The 18,864-nt window shown below is 48.6% G+C and carries 26 protein-coding genes; 1 reads left to right on the forward strand and 25 read right to left on the reverse strand.

The window, feature by feature from the left end; genetic code table 11:
- Window positions 1-11: 11 nt before the first annotated feature.
- The 7 genes from FZP57_RS07790 to FZP57_RS09165 all read right to left on the reverse strand — a co-directional run bounded on the left by FZP57_RS07790 (window position 12) and on the right by FZP57_RS09165 (window position 6,400).
- Window positions 12-1,031, reverse strand: coding sequence for a hypothetical protein (locus FZP57_RS07790; protein WP_202879462.1), 1,020 nt, complete (start codon window positions 1,029-1,031; stop codon window positions 12-14).
- Window positions 1,032-1,034: 3 nt separating this feature from the next.
- Complete coding sequence (locus FZP57_RS07795) at window positions 1,035-1,733, reverse strand: hypothetical protein (protein WP_191216191.1); 699 nt, start codon at window positions 1,731-1,733, stop codon at window positions 1,035-1,037.
- 106 nt (window positions 1,734-1,839) lie between these two features.
- The gene (locus FZP57_RS07800; protein ID WP_202879464.1) at window positions 1,840-2,520 is read right to left on the reverse strand and encodes a hypothetical protein; all 681 of its coding nucleotides are present in this window, start codon (window positions 2,518-2,520) and stop codon (window positions 1,840-1,842) included.
- 4 nt (window positions 2,521-2,524) lie between these two features.
- Window positions 2,525-2,959 carry a hypothetical protein gene (locus FZP57_RS07805; RefSeq protein WP_015971199.1) on the reverse strand — a complete coding sequence of 145 codons (435 nt, stop codon included), beginning with the start codon at window positions 2,957-2,959 and terminating at the stop codon, window positions 2,525-2,527.
- Complete coding sequence (locus FZP57_RS09160) at window positions 2,956-3,270, reverse strand: hypothetical protein (protein WP_202879465.1); 315 nt, start codon at window positions 3,268-3,270, stop codon at window positions 2,956-2,958. The genes FZP57_RS07805 and FZP57_RS09160 overlap by 4 nt, the downstream gene beginning before the upstream one ends.
- Window positions 3,270-5,945, reverse strand: a complete 2,676-nt coding sequence (locus FZP57_RS07810; RefSeq protein WP_202879466.1) for a phage tail tape measure protein — start codon at window positions 5,943-5,945, stop codon at window positions 3,270-3,272. Before FZP57_RS07810 ends, FZP57_RS09160 begins: the two co-directional genes overlap by 1 nt.
- Window positions 5,946-6,148: 203 nt before the next feature.
- A complete protein-coding gene (locus tag FZP57_RS09165; protein ID WP_202879467.1) occupies window positions 6,149-6,400 on the reverse strand; it encodes a hypothetical protein in 252 nt (83 codons plus the stop codon).
- A 62-nt stretch (window positions 6,401-6,462) separates the two neighbouring features.
- Between FZP57_RS09165 and FZP57_RS07815 the strand changes: the two genes are divergently transcribed.
- Window positions 6,463-6,897 carry a hypothetical protein gene (locus FZP57_RS07815; RefSeq protein ID WP_202879468.1) on the forward strand — a complete coding sequence of 145 codons (435 nt, stop codon included), beginning with the start codon at window positions 6,463-6,465 and terminating at the stop codon, window positions 6,895-6,897.
- 13 nt (window positions 6,898-6,910) lie between these two features.
- Here the strand turns inward: FZP57_RS07815 and FZP57_RS07820 are convergent, their stop codons facing one another.
- From FZP57_RS07820 to FZP57_RS07905, 18 genes are all read right to left on the reverse strand, one after another.
- A complete protein-coding gene (locus tag FZP57_RS07820; RefSeq protein ID WP_191216192.1) occupies window positions 6,911-7,066 on the reverse strand; it encodes a hypothetical protein in 156 nt (51 codons plus the stop codon).
- Between the two features lie 29 nt (window positions 7,067-7,095).
- Window positions 7,096-7,581 (reverse strand): hypothetical protein, encoded by a 486-nt coding sequence (locus tag FZP57_RS07825; RefSeq protein WP_202879469.1) that lies wholly within the window; start codon window positions 7,579-7,581, stop codon window positions 7,096-7,098.
- Between the two features lie 66 nt (window positions 7,582-7,647).
- Entirely contained in the window at window positions 7,648-8,358 is a 711-nt protein-coding gene (locus FZP57_RS07830) for a hypothetical protein (RefSeq protein ID WP_202879470.1), read from the reverse strand.
- Between the two features lie 5 nt (window positions 8,359-8,363).
- On the reverse strand, window positions 8,364-8,771 hold the full coding sequence (locus FZP57_RS07835) for a hypothetical protein (protein WP_202879471.1): 408 nt from the start codon (window positions 8,769-8,771) through the stop codon (window positions 8,364-8,366).
- A complete protein-coding gene (locus FZP57_RS07840) occupies window positions 8,768-9,169 on the reverse strand; it encodes an HK97 gp10 family phage protein (RefSeq protein ID WP_015971193.1) in 402 nt (133 codons plus the stop codon). The genes FZP57_RS07835 and FZP57_RS07840 overlap by 4 nt, the downstream gene beginning before the upstream one ends.
- Before the next feature lie 5 nt (window positions 9,170-9,174).
- Window positions 9,175-9,486 carry a phage head closure protein gene (locus tag FZP57_RS07845; RefSeq protein ID WP_202879472.1) on the reverse strand — a complete coding sequence of 104 codons (312 nt, stop codon included), beginning with the start codon at window positions 9,484-9,486 and terminating at the stop codon, window positions 9,175-9,177.
- A gap of 16 nt (window positions 9,487-9,502) precedes the next feature.
- Window positions 9,503-9,823, reverse strand: coding sequence for a hypothetical protein (locus tag FZP57_RS07850; protein ID WP_191216196.1), 321 nt, complete (start codon window positions 9,821-9,823; stop codon window positions 9,503-9,505).
- 80 nt (window positions 9,824-9,903) lie between these two features.
- Window positions 9,904-10,839 (reverse strand): phage major capsid protein, encoded by a 936-nt coding sequence (locus FZP57_RS07855; RefSeq protein WP_191216197.1) that lies wholly within the window; start codon window positions 10,837-10,839, stop codon window positions 9,904-9,906.
- 17 nt (window positions 10,840-10,856) lie between these two features.
- Window positions 10,857-12,011 carry an XkdF-like putative serine protease domain-containing protein gene (locus FZP57_RS07860; RefSeq protein WP_202879473.1) on the reverse strand — a complete coding sequence of 385 codons (1,155 nt, stop codon included), beginning with the start codon at window positions 12,009-12,011 and terminating at the stop codon, window positions 10,857-10,859.
- Between the two features lie 133 nt (window positions 12,012-12,144).
- Window positions 12,145-12,753: a hypothetical protein gene (locus tag FZP57_RS07865; RefSeq protein ID WP_191216199.1), complete on the reverse strand. Its 609-nt coding sequence runs from the start codon at window positions 12,751-12,753 to the stop codon at window positions 12,145-12,147.
- Window positions 12,754-12,890: 137 nt separating this feature from the next.
- Window positions 12,891-14,513, reverse strand: a complete 1,623-nt coding sequence (locus FZP57_RS07870) for a phage portal protein (protein ID WP_191216200.1) — start codon at window positions 14,511-14,513, stop codon at window positions 12,891-12,893.
- Entirely contained in the window at window positions 14,506-15,897 is a 1,392-nt protein-coding gene (gene terL / locus FZP57_RS07875) for a phage terminase large subunit (protein ID WP_202879474.1), read from the reverse strand. Before terL ends, FZP57_RS07870 begins: the two co-directional genes overlap by 8 nt.
- Entirely contained in the window at window positions 15,854-16,375 is a 522-nt protein-coding gene (locus FZP57_RS07880; protein ID WP_191216202.1) for a hypothetical protein, read from the reverse strand. Before FZP57_RS07880 ends, terL begins: the two co-directional genes overlap by 44 nt.
- 40 nt (window positions 16,376-16,415) lie before the next feature.
- The gene (locus tag FZP57_RS07885) at window positions 16,416-16,640 is read right to left on the reverse strand and encodes a hypothetical protein (RefSeq protein ID WP_202879475.1); all 225 of its coding nucleotides are present in this window, start codon (window positions 16,638-16,640) and stop codon (window positions 16,416-16,418) included.
- Entirely contained in the window at window positions 16,637-16,774 is a 138-nt protein-coding gene (locus tag FZP57_RS07890) for a hypothetical protein (RefSeq protein WP_191216622.1), read from the reverse strand. The genes FZP57_RS07885 and FZP57_RS07890 overlap by 4 nt, the downstream gene beginning before the upstream one ends.
- Before the next feature lie 975 nt (window positions 16,775-17,749).
- Window positions 17,750-18,253 carry a hypothetical protein gene (locus tag FZP57_RS07895; protein ID WP_191216204.1) on the reverse strand — a complete coding sequence of 168 codons (504 nt, stop codon included), beginning with the start codon at window positions 18,251-18,253 and terminating at the stop codon, window positions 17,750-17,752.
- The gene (locus FZP57_RS07900) at window positions 18,234-18,494 is read right to left on the reverse strand and encodes a hypothetical protein (RefSeq protein ID WP_191216205.1); all 261 of its coding nucleotides are present in this window, start codon (window positions 18,492-18,494) and stop codon (window positions 18,234-18,236) included. Before FZP57_RS07900 ends, FZP57_RS07895 begins: the two co-directional genes overlap by 20 nt.
- A 66-nt stretch (window positions 18,495-18,560) precedes the next feature.
- The gene (locus FZP57_RS07905) at window positions 18,561-18,842 is read right to left on the reverse strand and encodes a hypothetical protein (RefSeq protein ID WP_191216206.1); all 282 of its coding nucleotides are present in this window, start codon (window positions 18,840-18,842) and stop codon (window positions 18,561-18,563) included.
- Window positions 18,843-18,864: the final 22 nt, after the last annotated feature.

Genomic DNA, 18,864 nt, shown 5'->3' on the forward strand with positions numbered 1-18,864 from the left:
AAACAGGATTTCTATCTCCTACCAAACAAGTAATTCACAACTCCTGTGATGATTGTTGCGGTGGTGAATCTTATATCACCATCTATAGACCCCCGTATATGTGTCCTGAGAGCTCCACCCATGAACTCGTACTCCACTTCTGTCACGATGAACCTTCTCCGCAGGGGGTCTTCGGGGATGATTATATGATCCCCTACCTTACAATCGAAGTATCCCTCCACTACGCATTCAACTTCACTGTTGGGCCTCTTGGCCTTCTCTGATACTCTCGGGTTCTCACGGAGTGGATCTTTATCATCATTTTTAACTTTATCAAAGAGACCCGTGTCAGTAGGGGAGCCATCAGAGACTTTCTCCTCTTCTAGTGGGGGGTTGCGGCCCGCGACGGGACCCCCACTATGACTTGGCCCGTAATCCGTATACTTCGGCCCCGCTGATGGGAGTGGTGTGGGGTTCCTGTTACCCCACTCGGGAGTCTCATACTCCGACTCATCAAATAATGGGAAGGGGACGCCCTCACCACCAGGCGGCCCAACCTTATACAATTTCACAGTTGAGACACTGAACACAGGCCCTGACCTTGCGGAGGACCAGTACTTCATGGGAATATTCCGATCCTTCTTCCCATAGCCCCTCGAGTCGATCACAAGTGCTTTGATCTCCTCATCCCAGTAAGGATAAAACATGGTGTAGTAGTCCCATGCTACGGTCCAGATCCCGGCAGTGGCGGATGGCCTGCCCCCCTGCGCCATCACAGACGCACCCTTACTCGAAACCCCGATTGGTTCGCTGAAATCAGGGACCTCAATCACCATGTATCTCCAATGGTCGACGGGTTTATCGAAGAGGAATCTTGCAGCGGAGGCTCCCGGATCAGTGAATGGGGAGTACGCGACTGTCTTCTTCCTTGTCGCCCCTAAAGCCCAACCCAGGTCGACGCCCAAATCATCACCTTCAAGGAATCGTATAGTTGGATCCTCAATGGGGACGCGGTACCATCCCCTGTTTTCCTGAAGCCATTTATCAGACACCACCTAATAGACCACCCGTAAGTTTTCAAGTGACTCAACAACTTCAGTTGCGTCCTCTGTGATTTTTAATGATTTTAGGAGGTTAGGGTTGACCTCGAAACCCGCATTACCCTTGCATCCGATGTACATCATTTTCCCATGCAGAACCCAAAACAGGTCACGACCCGTCTCCTCCATCAGATTCTGGATCAACTCCGTCCATGTCACCGACACCTTCTTAACATCCCCCTCAGTCTCCACCATCCCATAGAATGGATACACCTTCATGAAAGTCTCAAGTGTGGATTTGCCCGGCTGAATCATTGTACCGTACAGGTAACTGCTACCCGCCCTGCTCGTTGACTGTGATGGGATGCAGGATCGTGGATGCAAGGAGACCCCACAGGCCTGCAGGAACCGGAGGAGAATCAGGCCCCATGAATGAAACTCTGCCTCCTTAAAAGTATAAGTGTATTGCATCAGACGATTATGAATCGGGGAGGATATCGCCCGACACTGAGAGATCATACTCCCATAATCTAAGCTAACATAATTTACATACCCCTCAAAGATTTTCTTATCATCATCGGAGATTACACTTACAGAGTACCCCACACGCACCTCCTCATGGGTGGAGAATGTGGCCTTCGCAACAGAGTTGATCATGTGATTCACGCTTAACCCTGTCACCGGGACTTCCCGGTTGTTCACCAGGATCTTCACCGGATCACCCCCTTCAAGATGAAGTAATCCGTGACTATCGTGGCCTCCTCCCAGGACACATCCACAGTCACATGTGGTGACTGTGACTTCAACCAACTATAATTCATCATCCTCCCAGGATCCACAGGGACACTGAAGCCTGTGTAGATGGACCCCATCCAGTTATACACCCCCCGGGGGCCCTCAAGTAGGCCCGTATCTTCCATTCATCCCCGGATCCCTTCTTCAACCAGATCCATGGGATGAACCGCTTATCCCCTGCCGTCGCCCCTTCGGAAGTGAAGGGTTCTATGAGGATATCCTCATAGTCAAACCTGCTCTTCCGTGGGGGGTTGGGGAGGTTGAAATCGATGATCCACTCCTCATTACTGACGTATGCTGGCACGTCTATCCCCGCACGGTAATTCACGGGGTATCCGGGGGAGGCTGTTCCTGACTTGTTAGTGGCGGTGGCCAGGATTATGAACTGGAAGGGGCCGGTGCATGGTGGCTGCAGCGTGTACTCTACCATCACCTCATCCCCGGGTATGATCTTGTCAGGGAGGCGGGGCTCCTCAAAGGTTAGGGAGGATATCATTAGCTCATTCATCCATGACTGTTTCTCACTGAAGGAGGCGAAGGGATCATGGGCCGGCATGATTAGGAGGTCCTCAATGACCTCATCCCCTGTGTTTTTTAGGATAGCGTAGCCCTTGATTGTGTCACCACGCCGGGCTACTATGAACTCCTCCTCCAGGTCAACCCACCCGCGGCCGCCGAACTCTATGAACCTGAAATCCATCACCATGGGATCACTCCACGCCAACATGGAAATAGAAAGAGTTGAAATATGTGGGGGAGAAGTCCCCTGCCTTGAAGACCCTGCTTATATCAGAGGGTAGCTCCAGGTGGATGGTTAGGGTGTATTCTATGATCTCATCACTGAACCTGTCCAACTGGTAGGAGGGGGGTTCGATCATCCCCTTGAATACATTCACACCGTCTGTGATGGTTAGGAGGTCACGGCTCCTATCCCCCTGCACATAGGTCCCCTTATTTAGGAGGAAATCATTGCTGACCTGGTACTTCGCCAATCCCATGAATAGTTTAACTTCATCCAGGGGGGTCTTCCCGGGCTTGGGGAGGGCCACGCATTGCAGGGTGACCTTTGGGAGGTTCACCTGCACGGATACTATCCCTGATGGTTTATGTCCCTGTATGCTCCAATCACCATAGACTATGATCATCTCACCCCCCTCACATATCCGCGGCCATACAGGTAGGGGAGGATACCTTGCCTGTTCAATTCATCACACATATTCTCCTTCACCTTGTCTGTGATTTTCCTCGTCATCGCCTCGACGTCAACATCATCCTCCACCCTGTCTATTGACACATTGGTGTTTATCTCTATGTTTATGTTCTGTGAGGTGGTTCCTGTGGTTAAGTAGGAGGGTGGGAGGAAGTTTGGCTGCCCGAGGCTTGAGATTGTGTTGGGGATTGTCGCTGCCAGGCCCTCATTAAAGTGTTTACCAAGCAGGAAACCATACTCATGCATCACTTCATAAGTGAGGGATGACAATGGCCCCTCCTTAGGGGGGATGAGGGTAATAAGCGTCTGATCCTAGAAAGGACACTGCTCAGGTCAGGGATTGCTGATCGGATACCCGCGGCCAGGTTGGAGATGAACCGGGCCCCCCACTCCCTGAACTTGGAGGCTATGCCACTGAAATTAGGGAGAGGTAGGCTTGGCCATTTGAATGACTTGAACGAGGATGACACGGCACTCTTAAATTTGGACCATGCTGATTTCATAAGCCCTGCGAAGTCTGGTAGTTTGATGTTGGGAAGGTTTGGCCATCTGAATGATTTGAAGGCTGAGAGGACCCACGCCTTGAACTGCTCCCATTTACTCCGTATGCCTCCCACTATATCAGGGACCTTAATAGGGGGTAAGCTCGGCCATTTAAAGGAGGGGATATGACTGTACACCCACGCCTTGAACTGCTCCCACTTGCTCCTCATGATCCCCACTATATCAGGGACCTTAATAGAGGGTAAGCTCGGCCATTCAAAGGAGGGGATATGACTGTACACCCACACCTTAAATTCCTCCCACTTGCTCCTCATGATCCCCACTATATCAGGGACCTTAATAGAGGGTAAGCTCGGCCATTCAAAGGAAGGGATGTGACTGTACACCCACGCCTTGAAATCACTCCACATCTGACTGAACCCTTCTTTAAGGTATCTTGCAGGGTCCTTGAAGAAGTTCTCAACTTCACGCCTGAACGGTTCCTGGATGTACACTCTGGCATTCTCGAGGAGTATGTTCTTCGCTTTTTCCCACTCTTCAGGTCCCATGATGGCCTTGAATATTGTTTCTGGGGAGAAGATCCTCCTTAACCATTCAGGGTAACTGTACTCTGCAACAGGACTGACGAATTTGAATGGATCCTCGAGGATGTCCCTCAAGTACTCTTTAAAGTTGTAGAGTATGTCTGCTGTTTGCAGCGCCACCCCGACGCCTTCCCCCACAGCCTTCACGAGAGTTCTCCCTATACTGGTACCGAACCTAGGAAGAATACTGCTGGCAGCATCATCAAGGTTCATGCCGAGACGAGTGATTACCCCGTCAACATCTAGCCTATCAAAGGCTCTACCACCTTCATCCCTGAGCAGATTCTTTAATCGATCCCCGAGTTTCCGGGCCACCTCCCTCAGAGAGTCCTCCATCTTATCCAGAAATTTCTGAACAAAATCATCCGTCTTGAGACGGGTGATAGCATCATCCAAGGCATTTTTCAATGCGTCTTTCACGGATTCAGCGAATCCTGTTAGTCTCTCCCTGCTAACATTCTTAAGTGAATCCTTCAGGACGTCCCATATCTTTGTGCTCACTATCTTCAGGGCTTTTTTAACTAAGTCGTAGATATCCTTACCGATGATAAAGAATAGGAGTTGCCCTATATACCCAGCTCCCTCCAGGAAAGTATTAATATCATCAATAAACTTGTCAAGATTCCCTTTTATCTCTGTGAAGATATCACGGTGCGCAGCGGCTGACTCACCCAGCGCCTTGTTTGTCTTCTTAGCACTCTCTTCACTCACATCCCCCAATTCATCCCATTTATCAGCAACCTCTGCAAGAGCCGGGCCGGCCTTCTCACCGAAGACTTCAGTAGCCACTCGGGCTCTCTCCGTATCATCAGGTATGGTGCTCAAGTATGTGAGGAATTCCTCCAGCACCTCATTGAAGCTCTTCAGGTTCCCTGATGAGTCTCTAACACTTATCCCGAGTTTCTCCAGTTTCTTACCATACTCCTCCACCACATCGGAGCCTTCCTTCCATTCACGTCCGATGTTTCCGAGTTCTCTGCCCAGCTGCCTGATAGCCCTTGTCCCCCGTGGCCCTAGGCTGGCGATGATCTTTGCTGTGGTGTCAGCTGACACCCCCGCTTGGTCCAGGTAGTACCCTGCACGGTCAACCATTCCGAGAAACTCGGTGAAGCTGGAGAACCCTGACCGTCTCCAGAGTTCTAAGAGTTTATGGGTGAGGCCCTCACTCTCCTCGACTGTGATGTTAAAGTCCCTGAAAACCCTTGCAAGGGTGAGTGTTACTGTGGATGCATCCTCCCCACTCCTTGCGACTGCTGTGAGTGCCGCCTTATAGTATCCGATGGTGAGTGTGTAGTCACGTGTGTATGATGCGAGGGTGTACATTATCTGAGCCCCACCCTTCATCCCGAGGCTGTAGTTATAGTTCGCCTCGATCGTTTTCTCCAGTTCTTTCCTCTGCTCCCTCGTGGCGTTTGTAAGGACGGCTGTCTGATCTATGAGCTTCCCATAGTTCAGGGCTGACGTTATACCTTGGTAGCTCATGTATGCCCCTAACAATCCCATGACCTGGGATTCCAGGTCTGAGACTGCGGATGTGATGCCGGATAGCCTGTCCTCCGCTTCCTCAATACCCTCCGTGTTAACCTCAACGTTAACTTCCTGGCCGTCTGCTTCCTTGATACTATGTTTCAGTTCATCTACCCCTTCAGCCCCTTCAACTGAAACCTCCACGGTTGTGGAGTATTCTCTCTCCAGATCATCCAGTACATGGTTAATGTCTTTGATGTCATCCATGCCCTCCACTTCAGCGTGCACTGTGGTGGTGATGTCATCGGGGATTTCATGGATTGATTTGATGATGGATTCTATGATGGTTGTGGCGTTATCATCCACCCCCACTTTTATGGTGACTTCATCTGGGAGTTCATTCAACTTTTCAAGGACTGTGTCAAGGGTTTTGGTAGCGTCATCATCTGTTGTGATCTTCAGGTGCGCTTCTTCAACTTCGTCAAGTTTCTGGTTGATCTTCTCCAGGACATCTATGACTCCATCTTCCTCTGCAGTGAGGTGAATGTTTATATCGTCAGGGATGTGGTCTAATTGGATGAGTATGTCTGTGAGGACGTCTGTGAGTTCATTCTCAGCGGAGAGGTGTACTTGTAATTCCTCAGGTAGTTCATCGAGGCTGCTGTTGATCGAGTCAAGTATGGGGGTGAGGTTGTCCCCCCCTCCAGGTTGATCTGAACATCCCCTGGGAGATTCTGTAGGGTTTCGTTCATCTCTTGCAGTCCAGTCACGACGCTTTCAGCGTCCATCTGGACTTCAATGGCTATGCTATGGTCACTCATCTATCCCACCGACCGAAAAGAACATATACCAATATACTAATATAATAAATCAAGAGGTGATCATGATGGAGGTGAAATGTGAAAAATGTGGACTTGAATACACAATCCCCGAAGGAGAAAAGGTGGAGGGGTACGTCTGTGAATGCGGAGGCCCCCTGAAGGAGAGCCCTCAACATGACCCTGCCCCAGGACTCATAGGCCTCATAATCCTCGATGCAATAACACTCATCTGGAACCCACAGGTTACAACAGACCAGTGCATGCTCCTAATGATTGGCCTCCTAAGCCTCCCCCTCCTCATCATATTGAACATCGCCCTATACAAGAAACATCCCCGGTTCCTGAGGACTGTGAATCCCCTCCCATCAATATTCATAGGAGCGGCATGGTACAATATCTTCACAGGGGCAGGGAACTATCTGATGGGGGTAATAGGATTAATCATAATATCCATAGCTATGGAAACCACCTATAAAGCCATCAGAAACCAGCCTTAACCAGTCACCCCCCCTATTTTTTTCTCTGATAATTCAACCTTTTCAGTTCCTCAATTTTCTCCTCCACATCCACAGAAAACCGCCCCTCAACAGATGATGGGGGGTCCATCTGTGCCAGATAATATTCCACGAGGAGGGAGTATGGGAACTCCAGGATCCTATTAACCATCCATCCCCCTTTTAAACTTAAATTCAGAATCATCCTTTTGAGGTGGATCCACTCTTCTTCCGCCTTGAACCCTTCTTTTTCTTCCCCTTAACACCCCCACTGTCAGAGGGCTCCCCTATCAACTCAGGATTACTAAGTTTCAGCATGGTGTCTACAACTGTCCTGACCATCATAGGGGGTATCTCCACGTCTGGGAGGCTATCAATGTACTCCGTTAAGCGACCATCCCTCTCAGCCTCCTTATAATCCTCCTCATCCCTGTACAGACTCCTCTTGAGACCTCTCTGTGCTAACCTGTAACCCAGTTCACTGGTCTCAACCAGGAGCCGGTCCACACGATCCTTCATCTCCTTAACTTTCCTAGCATCCTCCTCTGTGATCTCCTCCTCAGTCTTTCCCTCAATCTTCTTCATCAGGTTATTATACTTCACAGAAATCTCAAGCGCTTCATTGCGTTTCTCCATGAGGGGGATGACGTACTCACTGTCCACCACCCTGTACCCTTCCAGTTCCACTTCCACACCATTCAGATCGATGACTTCCTTCTTAAAAAATGAAAACCTTGGGGTTGTGATAATCAGTCACCCCCCTTTAGGAAGAATCAGTTTTGGTGTTTCGGCGACGGTCATCTCCAGGTCGAATGTCAAGTTATCACCTGCCTTCGCGGCGGGGAGGCTGGGGGACATTTTCACGTTCTCAAAGTATATCCTTCCAAGTGTTTCATCCGCAACGTGAAACGTCATGTAACCGTAGAGATTCAGTGGCTTGTCCATGAGCCTGTACACTGACTCTGATGTTTCTGATGATTCCTCATAGAACATGAGCTTCTTGAACTGTTCAAGCCCATTCGCACTGAGTATCTGATCTGACTTTATCGTTATTGTCATACCGGCGTATGCTGTGAGCTTCGCAGCATTGTTCAGTATACTGACTTCCTTAGTATCCTGCTTAATATCAACGGTGACCCCCTGCGCCAGGAAGGGTTCCAGTTCCTCCACATAACTAGCCGTCACGGTGGTCTCTGATCCATCTGTTTCAAAACCAACCGCTCGTCCTTCATCATCCTCAATTATGTCAGTCACGGTAACGGTTGACCCGTCACTGTCACTAGTAACCGTCACATCCTCAGGTTTCACGCTAAGCGAATTACATGACCGGGGGAAGATCGGGGGATTCTTTACCATGAATTCCCCTGAAGTCCCAGTTATATTTTCACCAGTAATGGGTATCCCAAGGAAAAACCCAACATTTTCACCTGTAAGTATAGTTTCTGCCAGTTTATCCACCAGCATATATATCACCTCATCATGTTTTTCACAGTGAGTGTGATGTCAAATGCGACGTAGTATCGCGTATCATCCATCACATCCTGCCATATGGCCTTATCCCAGGCCTGTACCATCACCCTTGCAGTGCCGAGATTCGTGTACATGAACTCAGAGGTCAGCTTTTCAAGGACAGTGTTCCGTTTCTCGATAGCATCTGTGATACCCTCAGCCACCTTCCAGATCCCTGTGATGTGGGCCTCGAATTCCCCCTCGTAGGCAGAACCATTCAAAACTGGTTCGAAGCGTTTGAGCTTTGAGATGTTCAGTATTATGACTGATTCACCCTCAATCCTCTCATTGAAGTCGAGGACGACGGTGTCGACTAATCCAAGTTCCTCCAGTTTCTCCTTGAATAGTAATTCTATCTCAGAGATCATTCTCTCAACCACTCTATGAGTGTTTCCTCCACCACACCCTCAGGTGCACTGTACGCCACAACGGCGCTGAAGTAGTCATTTGGTGGCGCGGGTCTCGCATAGGCGACTGGATGGGGTAGTTCAGGCCACCAGAGAGCTTTCCTCCGGACCGGGAACACCCATCCACGTCCATGGAGTACGAATGGGAGGTAGTATGCGAGGTTACTTAGTTCACCAGTGCTTCCTTCGATGCTGATGATGTGGCTGTCGCGGAGATTCCCTGTCTTTACTGGGGCTGTGTTCTCAGCGATCCCCTGGAGTTGATTCAATATCTTTTCAAGGGTCTCCTCGATTTTCCCTTGGACCTCATGGGGTTTCTCCATGAGAGCATCTGGCTTGTCTATCCTGATCTCTATCATGGCATTCACGTGTCCGCTATCCTCTGTAGGGTTGCCTCGATATGTGTCCTGTTCTTGATGATACTAGTAACGGTGTACTTGTCCTCGCCGATGAGGATGTGGTCCCCTCTCATGATGGACACACCGAGTGGTATGAGTACGTATGCGTCATAATCACTGATCATCTGCCCCTGGATGATGCGTTCCCCTCCACGGTTCACATGGAAAAATGCCTTCAGAGGCCTGGTATCATCCTCATAGACTGGTTGTCCTCGCTGATCCCTCTCCTTCAGGGTGTGATGCACAAGTGTAACCTCCTGTCCATACCTCCGTAGCAACCGTTGGAACCCTCCTTTAATCCTCTTCATCACCACCATCCCCTGGTCTCCAGATCCTCATACCCTGTAGTCTTAGAAGAGCATGGGATAGTCTCCTCCTCACATCCTCAGCCTGTTCTGTGATGCTGAACCGTCCATCGGTGAAGTTCATGTCCTTTGTGAGGTCATTGAGTATCATTGCAACCACATACTCGTCCACGATGTCCTCAGGTGCATGGGGGTTGATCCTCTCAGCTCTTGCCCTGTACTCTTCTATTTTCCTATCTATGAATGCCTGTAGGGATTCATCCGCTTCGTCCAGGCCAAGATGGATGTAGATGTCATGCTTAGGGTTCATTTTACATTCCTTCTATCACCATGGCAAGATAGTGTACTGTGGTTATTAGGAGGGATCTACTACTGCCATTCTCATCCACCTCAGGACATGTCTATGACCGCAGCGACTGCCGCATTCTCATCCTCATAGTTGCAATCTGCTCTGAGGCTGGCAATGTACTCAGTCCTCCTCATCGCAGCGTCACGTTTGGGTTCTATCCTGATATTCCTCCAGAACCCGTATACGAGGTTCGTGGGGACCGTGAGGAGGGCCCTTGCTTTATCGTCGCCGAGGGCATCCAGGGCAGGGACATACTGTATTGGTATACCATCATACTGCAGTCCCGTGGCACCCATGAGGGCCGAGTCACCGAGTCCTGTTTCCCTGACGAGTAGCTGCTTCCTGTATCCGTTGTATATCTCATTGGAGACGTAGAACTTCATCCTTGGCTTGAGCTGCAAGTACCTCGTGTCCAGTTCATCCATCATGCCGTCAAAGAGGTTGAGGGGCCAGTTCGCATCTTCAGGTTCTGCATCAGTATACTGGTTCCCTGCAAGCTTCATCCATCCATCATTGATCCTGTAGAGTTCCCTGCCAGTGGTGAGGCTGGAGTCAGCATGTAGGAAGAAGCACTCCAGGTCATAGGTGACTCCACTTGCAAGGAGTGATGTGATTGTCTGTTCGAATGCTGACTGTTCTATGTTGTCCTCCAGGGCCTCATCCTCAAGGACGACCTTGGTTACGAGTTCTTTCATCTCCAGTGTATTGGTGCTCACGGTCACTTCATCAGCAGTCGGGGCAACCTTTGTCCCTGATGTGTTCCTGCCAGGTTCCAGTTCAACACCGAGGCTTATCCTTGAAATGTCCACCTCATATGACTTGAGGGCATTCAGGACCCTTGCATCCTTTATTATCGCGGAGTTTTCACGGACTTCCCTGACGAACTCCCCGAACCTCTGAACCGCGAGTATCCCTTTTCCAAGGTCAGGGACATCTATCTTAGGGGTTATTTGGAATGGTTTGTTCAGAAAATCCATATTACCACCTCATATCATCATCTTTTTATGGGCCTGCCGAAACGGTCAACACCCATGATTTTTAAGTCACTTGCATCGTTATGCTGCTTCTCAGCCACCTGCCCCTTCAGGGATTGTGGTTCTACTTTGGACGTGGCGGCTTCATCGACTACTTGTTCGGGGTTTACTTTATCTTCGTCCTCATCATCATCCTCTTCTTCCATTTCATTGAGGCGTTCATGTATCTTGGATATCTCTTTTTTCAATTCCTGGATTGCTTCTAGGATGGTATTTGTGGTTATTTCCTCTTCCGGTTCTGGTTCTTGTTTTTCATCCTTCACAGCCTCTCCCCCCTCATCATCATCGAAGTAGGATTTGAGGGTTGTGAAGATCTGCTTCAGGAGAGATTTCTCATCCACATCATCACCTCCATCTCGTTTGATGCTCAAGTATTTGGCCTTAGGGACGGCAGGCTTGTCAACTATTGAGATAGTGACAACTTCCCATGGCCATCCCAGTTCACGGAGGGTTGTCTTCGGGTAAGATTTCTGTGCTTTCTGTGCGGGCACGGCTGTGATGCTGAATCCAGTATATTCCCCCGTCTTCACCCCCTCCCATATGCCGTCATCGTAGATCCTCGCTGTGATCATCCACGTCCCCCGGGGTAAGTGGACGCCATTGATTTCCTCATCATCACGGAGGATGTAGGACTCCACTGGTCTGGCGACGTTCCTGAACCTATGCATAATGTCAATGTTCTGGTAGTCCTCCATGAACTTGTAGGCAACCTCTTCAACCTGTTCCGCCGTCACCACATCCCCATCTAGGTCAGGTTCATCCGGGACGAGAACAGGTCCTGTGACCAGGCGTTTATCCTTGTTTATCTTCACGGCATGGTTCCCATACTGGAGGGTGTATGTTTTCTCCGATGCCTCCTCCTTGGCCATCTCGAGGAGTTCGCTTGCAGCATCATATATCTCCTGGTTCCTGGGCGCGCCTCTGGCCCCCGCAGTGTAGGACTTGATGGCCCTGAGCGCCTGGATGTACACTTCACCTCCACGGCCATAAGGGTAGGCATAGGCCTCAGCGGTGTTGGGGTCGGCCTCAGGGTCCTTCCCGAGGTGGAATAGTGCATATTCCTCGATATCCTTGAAATCCTCAAGGTTGGGTTTCTCCCACTTGCCATCATTCACCTTCCCGGCTTGTATCAGTCCCTTGGCATGATCATATCCTTTCCTATTCAGTTTCCATGTCACAACATATCACACTCCTATACTCTATAATGGGAATGGTGGTGGGGGTACAACCTCAAAATCAATGCCGATATCACTGAAAATCCTCCATGATCTCATCAAAGTACTCAAGGTCAGGGCCGCTGTACTCTGAAAGGTCATCTATTGGGTTCCCCTCTTCATCACAGGGCTCCGGATGGCACCTACAAAAGGGGTGAGGTATGTGGGGGAACCCTTCAACCCTGTAGGGTGAAGCGTCCTCATATTCTTGGCAGGTATCGCAGACATGATCATCCCCCATAGTCACCCAATTCAAGTATAAGTCCCGGCCATAATCCTCCGCGTGCCGCCTGTACGCCTCTATCTCAGCATCTCTCTCAGCATCCCGGGTCAGGTAGATTACTGCAAGGCCCAGGAAATAGATAAGCCCCCTCATATCAGTCTCATCCTCTGATGGGGCCTCATCCATATCCTCATCCTTCATGTCCTCAAGGGCGGCTATGAGCTCATCATATTCCCTACGGGTCACACCATATTTTCTGATGAACTCCTCCCTTGTGAGGGCCTGCAAGTCATCTATGAACGCCTCTACACTGGAGACCCTCACCCGGTTCATGATATGCTCTGTGGAGTCCATGAAATCATCTATCATGGAGTTCAGCTTCTCTGGGTTGTAATCTATTCCTCCGGGACGTGCCATCATCTCACCATGAGATTGTTAGTAGGGAGCCGGCCAACCACCCATAAAAGCCATGTTAGGAGGGATTTGCAGCGGACAGGGGGTATTCTATTGGCTGAAGAAAAAACAAGTGTTGTGGGGGTTGGTTGGCCGACAAAATATTACAGTTCCCTCCATCCTATGACTTTGTAAAGGTAATGTCGTATCCGCTCCACTATATCATCCACAGAGGCTGCCAGGAGATCCTCATAGGCCTCTAGGTTTGATGGTTTGGGGGGGATCATGGAGACGCCCCTGTTGATGGCTGACATGGTCCCCATATCCCCTGCTATGCTGAGCATCTTCTTACCGTTTTCATATGCCTCCGCCCTAAAGTCCGATAAAACTTCATCGATTTTTTTCTTTTTATCCTCTAGTGGGGACTCTGAGGATATGATCTCCTGGATGCGGGGCTTGTACTTGGCATAGGTCCTCTTGATCTCATTGATCTGGTTCTTTTCATAGTTCCTCTTCTGCCGCTTCATAGCAGACTTGCCTATGCTAGATGGGACCATGAACATGTCAGGGCCCCCATCCAAACCAAAGAGTTTCTCCCTAACCTCAGAGGGAGTGAGAACACCACACTGCACCAGGAGAGCATAATTATGCACAAACTCTGATTCCATGAGAATCTCCTCATTGAAGACGAACCGGGCGCCAGGGTCCAGTTTGAGTTGTATGAAATCCGTTAAGACTGATGATACGATCACCTGTTGGGGGCGCACAACAGATTCATAGTAGGTGCGCCTTGTCACCTCAGCAAAATTACCACCCAATGGCCCCACGTCTATTATCCCCAACCTGTAAGGGTCGATCATATGGGCGGCGGCGATATCATGTTTCTTTTCAGCCGCATATTCCCTGAAACTCAGTTCCTTCTGTGAAGTGTTGAGGGGGGTGAACGTAACTTCAACCGTGTCTCCCCCGGGGATTGAGAAGACAAGGGGGGTATGGGGGGCCTCCTTCAAGTACTTAAAGTTGTCCTCAATGAGGCCCTGAAGCACTGTTCGGCCTGTGGGTTCACCATCCGGTCCTAATTCCATTTCATCCTCAAACTCCCCAGTCACAGTGATAATATAGCTGGGGATCGTGTAATTATCAAAAAAGGCGTAATTATACTCATCAATCTTTTGCATGGCCAGTATAGAGGGGGCTGCTGAGAGGTACCTGGGGACTCCATAGTAGCTGCAGATTGGTGAAGGCAGATGGATAAAGATAATCTCATTAGCCCCCACACCATCCTGATCCTCACCATTATCCGGGTTAACCTCCCCCTCATACCGGTAATCCTTAAAGTAGGTTACATGGATCCCATCCCATGTTTGCATGTACCTTGAACCATCCCTGTGCACCCGGACCGTATGGGCGGGGATATAATCCAACCGGACAGGCTCACCCTGATCATCCCTGACAACCTCCAATGTACAATAATTGAAGACCTGCAAATCCTCAAGGGCCTGAAGGAGGATGAACTCAAATGAGGGCCTACATGCCCTCAATAACTCCTCAACCCCACCATCATCACCATCTATCAGGTAGCCTGTACGGAGGATATCATTAGCCTTAATACTGCAGGCGCTGGCATGATAAGGATTCACCTGTAATAGTGAGAGTAGGACTAGTGGGTGGACCTTGGGTTCAACGTACTCCTCAAATCTATCCTCCTTAAGGGCCTGTGAATCCGTATCCCCCTTGATTGCCCGGTATTTCTCTAATGATTTGATTGATAAGTGATAATTAAACATGACTCATCCTCCTGAGAGGTCCGGAGATATAGATCTTCCTCTTCTTCCTCATCTCCATGGCCAATGTATTGAATGCTCCGCTGAAGGCATCGACCTGGTCGTCATGCACGCCCTCAGAAGGGAATGCTTCAAGTTCATCAAGGAATGCCCTTGTCCAGGGAGCTCTGAGGACTTTGATGCGCCCTGATTCCGCATAACTTGAAACGGGAAGGGCGCGTGTCACCTTATCTCCAGTCACGCGGTCAGCCCTGAATGTGTAGCCTTGGAGTAGGCTTCTAAGGTAATCAGTGACTATCTTACCTGAGGATCCTGGCTCCTCCTCCTTAGCGATGATCACTTCACGCCCATCCTCCTCAGCAGTCCTCAGGACCTTCGATTTAACCTTTCCAGGGGATTCTCTGAACCGCCGGACATCAAGAACATAATAGTAATCCTCCTTATCCACCCCCAGAAGCAAACCAACTGTATAGTCAGGGTCATTGGCCCCGTCAGGTTTAGTTGCTGCGAAATCCCAGTACCTGATACTCATCACAAGACCATGTGGGGGTGAATCGATGACCTCAAACCATTCCCTCTTGAACACCCCACCCTGCAGTGTAACATCCCAGTCCCCATCCTTCAACTGCCTACGGGTTACATGGTCAAGCATATTCAGGGCCTCTTCATATTCATCCCGGTTAAGATAAGGGTTTTCCCTCCATGTTGAGGGGATGAATGTCTTTTCACCTGTAATGAAGCGGGTTTTAACCCAGTCATGTCCCACCCCCCCAGGATTGCTTGTGGCTCTGAAGCGTAGGGGTATAGGGTCATCCGCTTCTTTTCTTAATGACCTGAACATGAACCTGTACTGAGACTCCAGGAACTCTGTGAGCTCATCGAATGCGATATAATGATATGATGACCCCTGGTATCTGTAGCGGTCCTTTTCATGTTCCATATGCCCAAACTGCAATGCAGCGCCGGAGGGGAATGTCCACCGTTTTTTCTGTTCATTCCACTCTGCATCCGTCCCCCCAAGCCAGTCATGGGCCATGTCTATAAGGCCTCCTTCCTGGCTGAGCTCAGGATAGGTTCGGCGCAGGATTAGGGCGGCGTAATCAGAGTAATGAACATACTGCAGGGCCCCCATAAGTAAAGCCACTGATTTACCGCCACCTGCAGCACCACCATACAGGACTTCACGTTCATCTGACAATAAAAACTTAATCTGTTTATGGAAGGGGTTCACAGGGATATATGGGTTCAATATTATCGTTGAATAGAACAGCTTCAATTCCCTGTCAGAGAGGCCCTGGAGGATGCTTCGAATATTCTCTGATTCTTTCAGTTTCTTTTTCCAGTCAGCCACCTTCAATTTCAGCCTCTTCATCATCCAGGCCTTCATCCATACCCTCATCCTTCAGGTCTTTTGTGGCTGACACAAGATCCTCCAGTAAATCCTCCAGTTCACCACCACTTTCACGGTGTTCATGTATCTCAGTAGGATCCCCCAGGCCCAATGCTATTGCTAATCCAAGGTTATGAAGGTCCTTAGATGTCTGTAAAGTGAGGCCTTCCCCTCCATTCTCGATAGATTCAATGTAACCCTCCAGTGTGAGGCTGCAAGCCTTAAGGTATTTGCTCCAGAGGTCAGCATAATACTCCTTTGACTCCTCTGATAATTCTTCACGCGCTCTTCTTATCTCCTGGAGTTGTTTTTTCTCGTACTGGTATATCCTCTCCCGCCACCTGAGTTTGGATGACCATCCTCTGATTGTGTCATATGAGTATCCAAATTTTTCAGCGACTTTTTTCAGGTTTCTTTTGTCGCCAAGGGAGTAGTAGTATTCGAATGCTTTTCTTTGGGTTGGTGTTTCTTTCATGTGTGATCTTGTGTTTGTTTGTGTGATTTTGTGGTTGGGGTTATATTGTGCGTGTGAGTGTGATGATTATGGGGATGATCAGGGCTGTTAGGAGTATCATGGTGATTTTATGGTAGGCTTTGAGTGTTGCTATTTCTGCTTGGAGGTCTATTAGCAGTTTATTGGTCTCCTTGATGTCGATGATGTCGTATTCAATGTTTTTCAGTCTTTCCTCGAGGCTTGTTATCCTCTCTTTTTGTATGCATCCATGTCCCTCTTTTGTCATGTTGTTTCTCCTGGGCGGGCTATGTATCCTGCGATGGCCCCGATACATGCAGAGCCTAATTCGTATTGTTTGAAGTATAAGGATATCATCCCCAATATTATCAGGCCTGTGAGTCCTAGTGCTTCACGATCCAATTTTTGTCACCTCAGTTCTCTCCTCTATAATATGTATGTAACGTAGTCGGAACATCAACAGAGTTATTAGAGAATACTGCAAAACTGGGTGGTTAAAGTAGTAGACCCCAGGGTAAGTCCAATTTCACTCCACCAACATAACAATAAACACTTGACAGGACCAAACCACATGACCTGCAGCAAATATTATACTCAGCATCCAGCTCAAAATGGATACCTTCACATTCAGGGCATTTCTCCTCCTCACTCAAAAACAAATTATAATTATCATATACTTTGACCTGGAATATCCTGTAATCTTGCAATATTCATCCTCTCACAACAGGGGATCTGCTACGATAGTATTGGAGGAGATTCCTGAGGACAGTAGTGTACAATTTATAGTTAACATTGTATTCTTTGAGGATAGTGTATCTGTCTATCTGTAAGGGATGGCCTGTTGATTCCTCCTTGATGAATACTGCAAGGGCCAATAGTACCTGTTCCATTGATGCGCGCTTATGTAATTGTTTGATCCCCACCCTCTGTGTTATGTAGAGTATTCTTTGTATGTCAGTCCTGTTGAGGTTGAGGTCTGCAGATATTGTCTCCAGGAAGAAGTAGTGTTGAGTATGTCTCCATTCACCATTAGAAGAATTATGTATGTTATATCTTCGGTTTAAGGATTCACTTACTACCATATACAAAAATAAAAAAAGCAGAGACTATAAAACTTTTCACAGCGAAATCAACATGGTGAATAAAGGTATCCGCATCATATTTTAAAGTACTTGCAGCTGTTGATCCATATGTGGCTGGGATGAGGATTGATCTACCATTTGGCCTGTTAATTTAACCATGTATATAGAATGATTTCAAGTGTAATGAGAAAGAGAATAGTTTGACCCATGTATATATATATATATCAAAATTTTTTTTGTATATATATATATACAAGGGGTGAGGGGTTGTCTCCCCCAATACTCCTGAAGTTCATTATTTAGATACATATACACTATTATAATACTCTATCAGATCATCCACATTCACCCCTTTCACCCGTGCGGCCACCTGGTACACATCCTCCCCAGTGTCAAAGACCAGGTCATCCGCACTGACTAGTCCTCTCTCCTGGACTCTTTCCATGATGAATTCACAGGCTTCATCTAACCGCATCACCTCTGCATCCACCACATCTGTCTTTGGCGGGGAATGTAACAGTTTAATTTTCTCTTCGCACTCCTCAATCTCTACCCTCAACTCCTCCTTACGTAGTTCAAGGCCCTGAATCTTCTGGTCAATGGATCTTATCTCATCCTTTGCCCTGATTATCCTCCTCTTCAGACGGGATGTTTCTTCTATGATGTGTGCTTCTGATTCTAATGTACCCCCCTCAACGAGGACTTTATAGCCTGCCTTGATTAGGTCTGGGAGGGTTAAGCCTTTCCTCCTCGCGTCCTCGTGAAGTTTTTCATCTACTCTAACAGTTGTTAATTTCATGTTCATCCCGAAGTTTGTAAGTGGTTACCTTGTGTTGGTAGGTGTTCTCTTTTTCCCCAACCCCCTTAGCTACGACACGTACCTGAAAGAGGATGGACTGGCGTGTGGGGTTGTATTTCCTACTGAACTCATACCTTTTCCCAAGGTTGCCGATGATCTCTTCAAGTGTGAGTTCAGCATCCTCATCTTCCAGGACCTTTATGATGGCTTCTCTGAGATCCTTCCTCCCTTTTATTTTCATGATCATCCACCCGGGACCATTCTATGAGTTTCCTCCAGGCGACTAAGGATTCCTGAACATCCTTTTTCATGCTACATCCCTCCTTGAAGACATGAGATCCTTTCTCCTCTTCTCCTTCTCCAGGTTCCTCATGCTCTCCTCGTTCATGGCCCTGGCCTCTATACTCATCCTCATCAATGCCTCCTCGAGGTCCACTTCCTTTAGGAGGCCATATGTTCCGATGGCCTCCCTGAAACAGTAATTCATCTGGTTGATGAGGACTTGGATGAGGACCTGCAGGTCAGCCCCCTCTCCTTGGAGGAACCTGTAGAGGTCATCATCCACTTGGATTGTCACGTCTACTTCCACTCCTTATCACCCCCATATACCC

Source organism: Methanothermobacter sp. THM-1 (assembly GCF_009914355.1).
In the GTDB taxonomy this organism is placed as follows: domain Archaea; phylum Methanobacteriota; class Methanobacteria; order Methanobacteriales; family Methanothermobacteraceae; genus Methanothermobacter; species Methanothermobacter wolfei.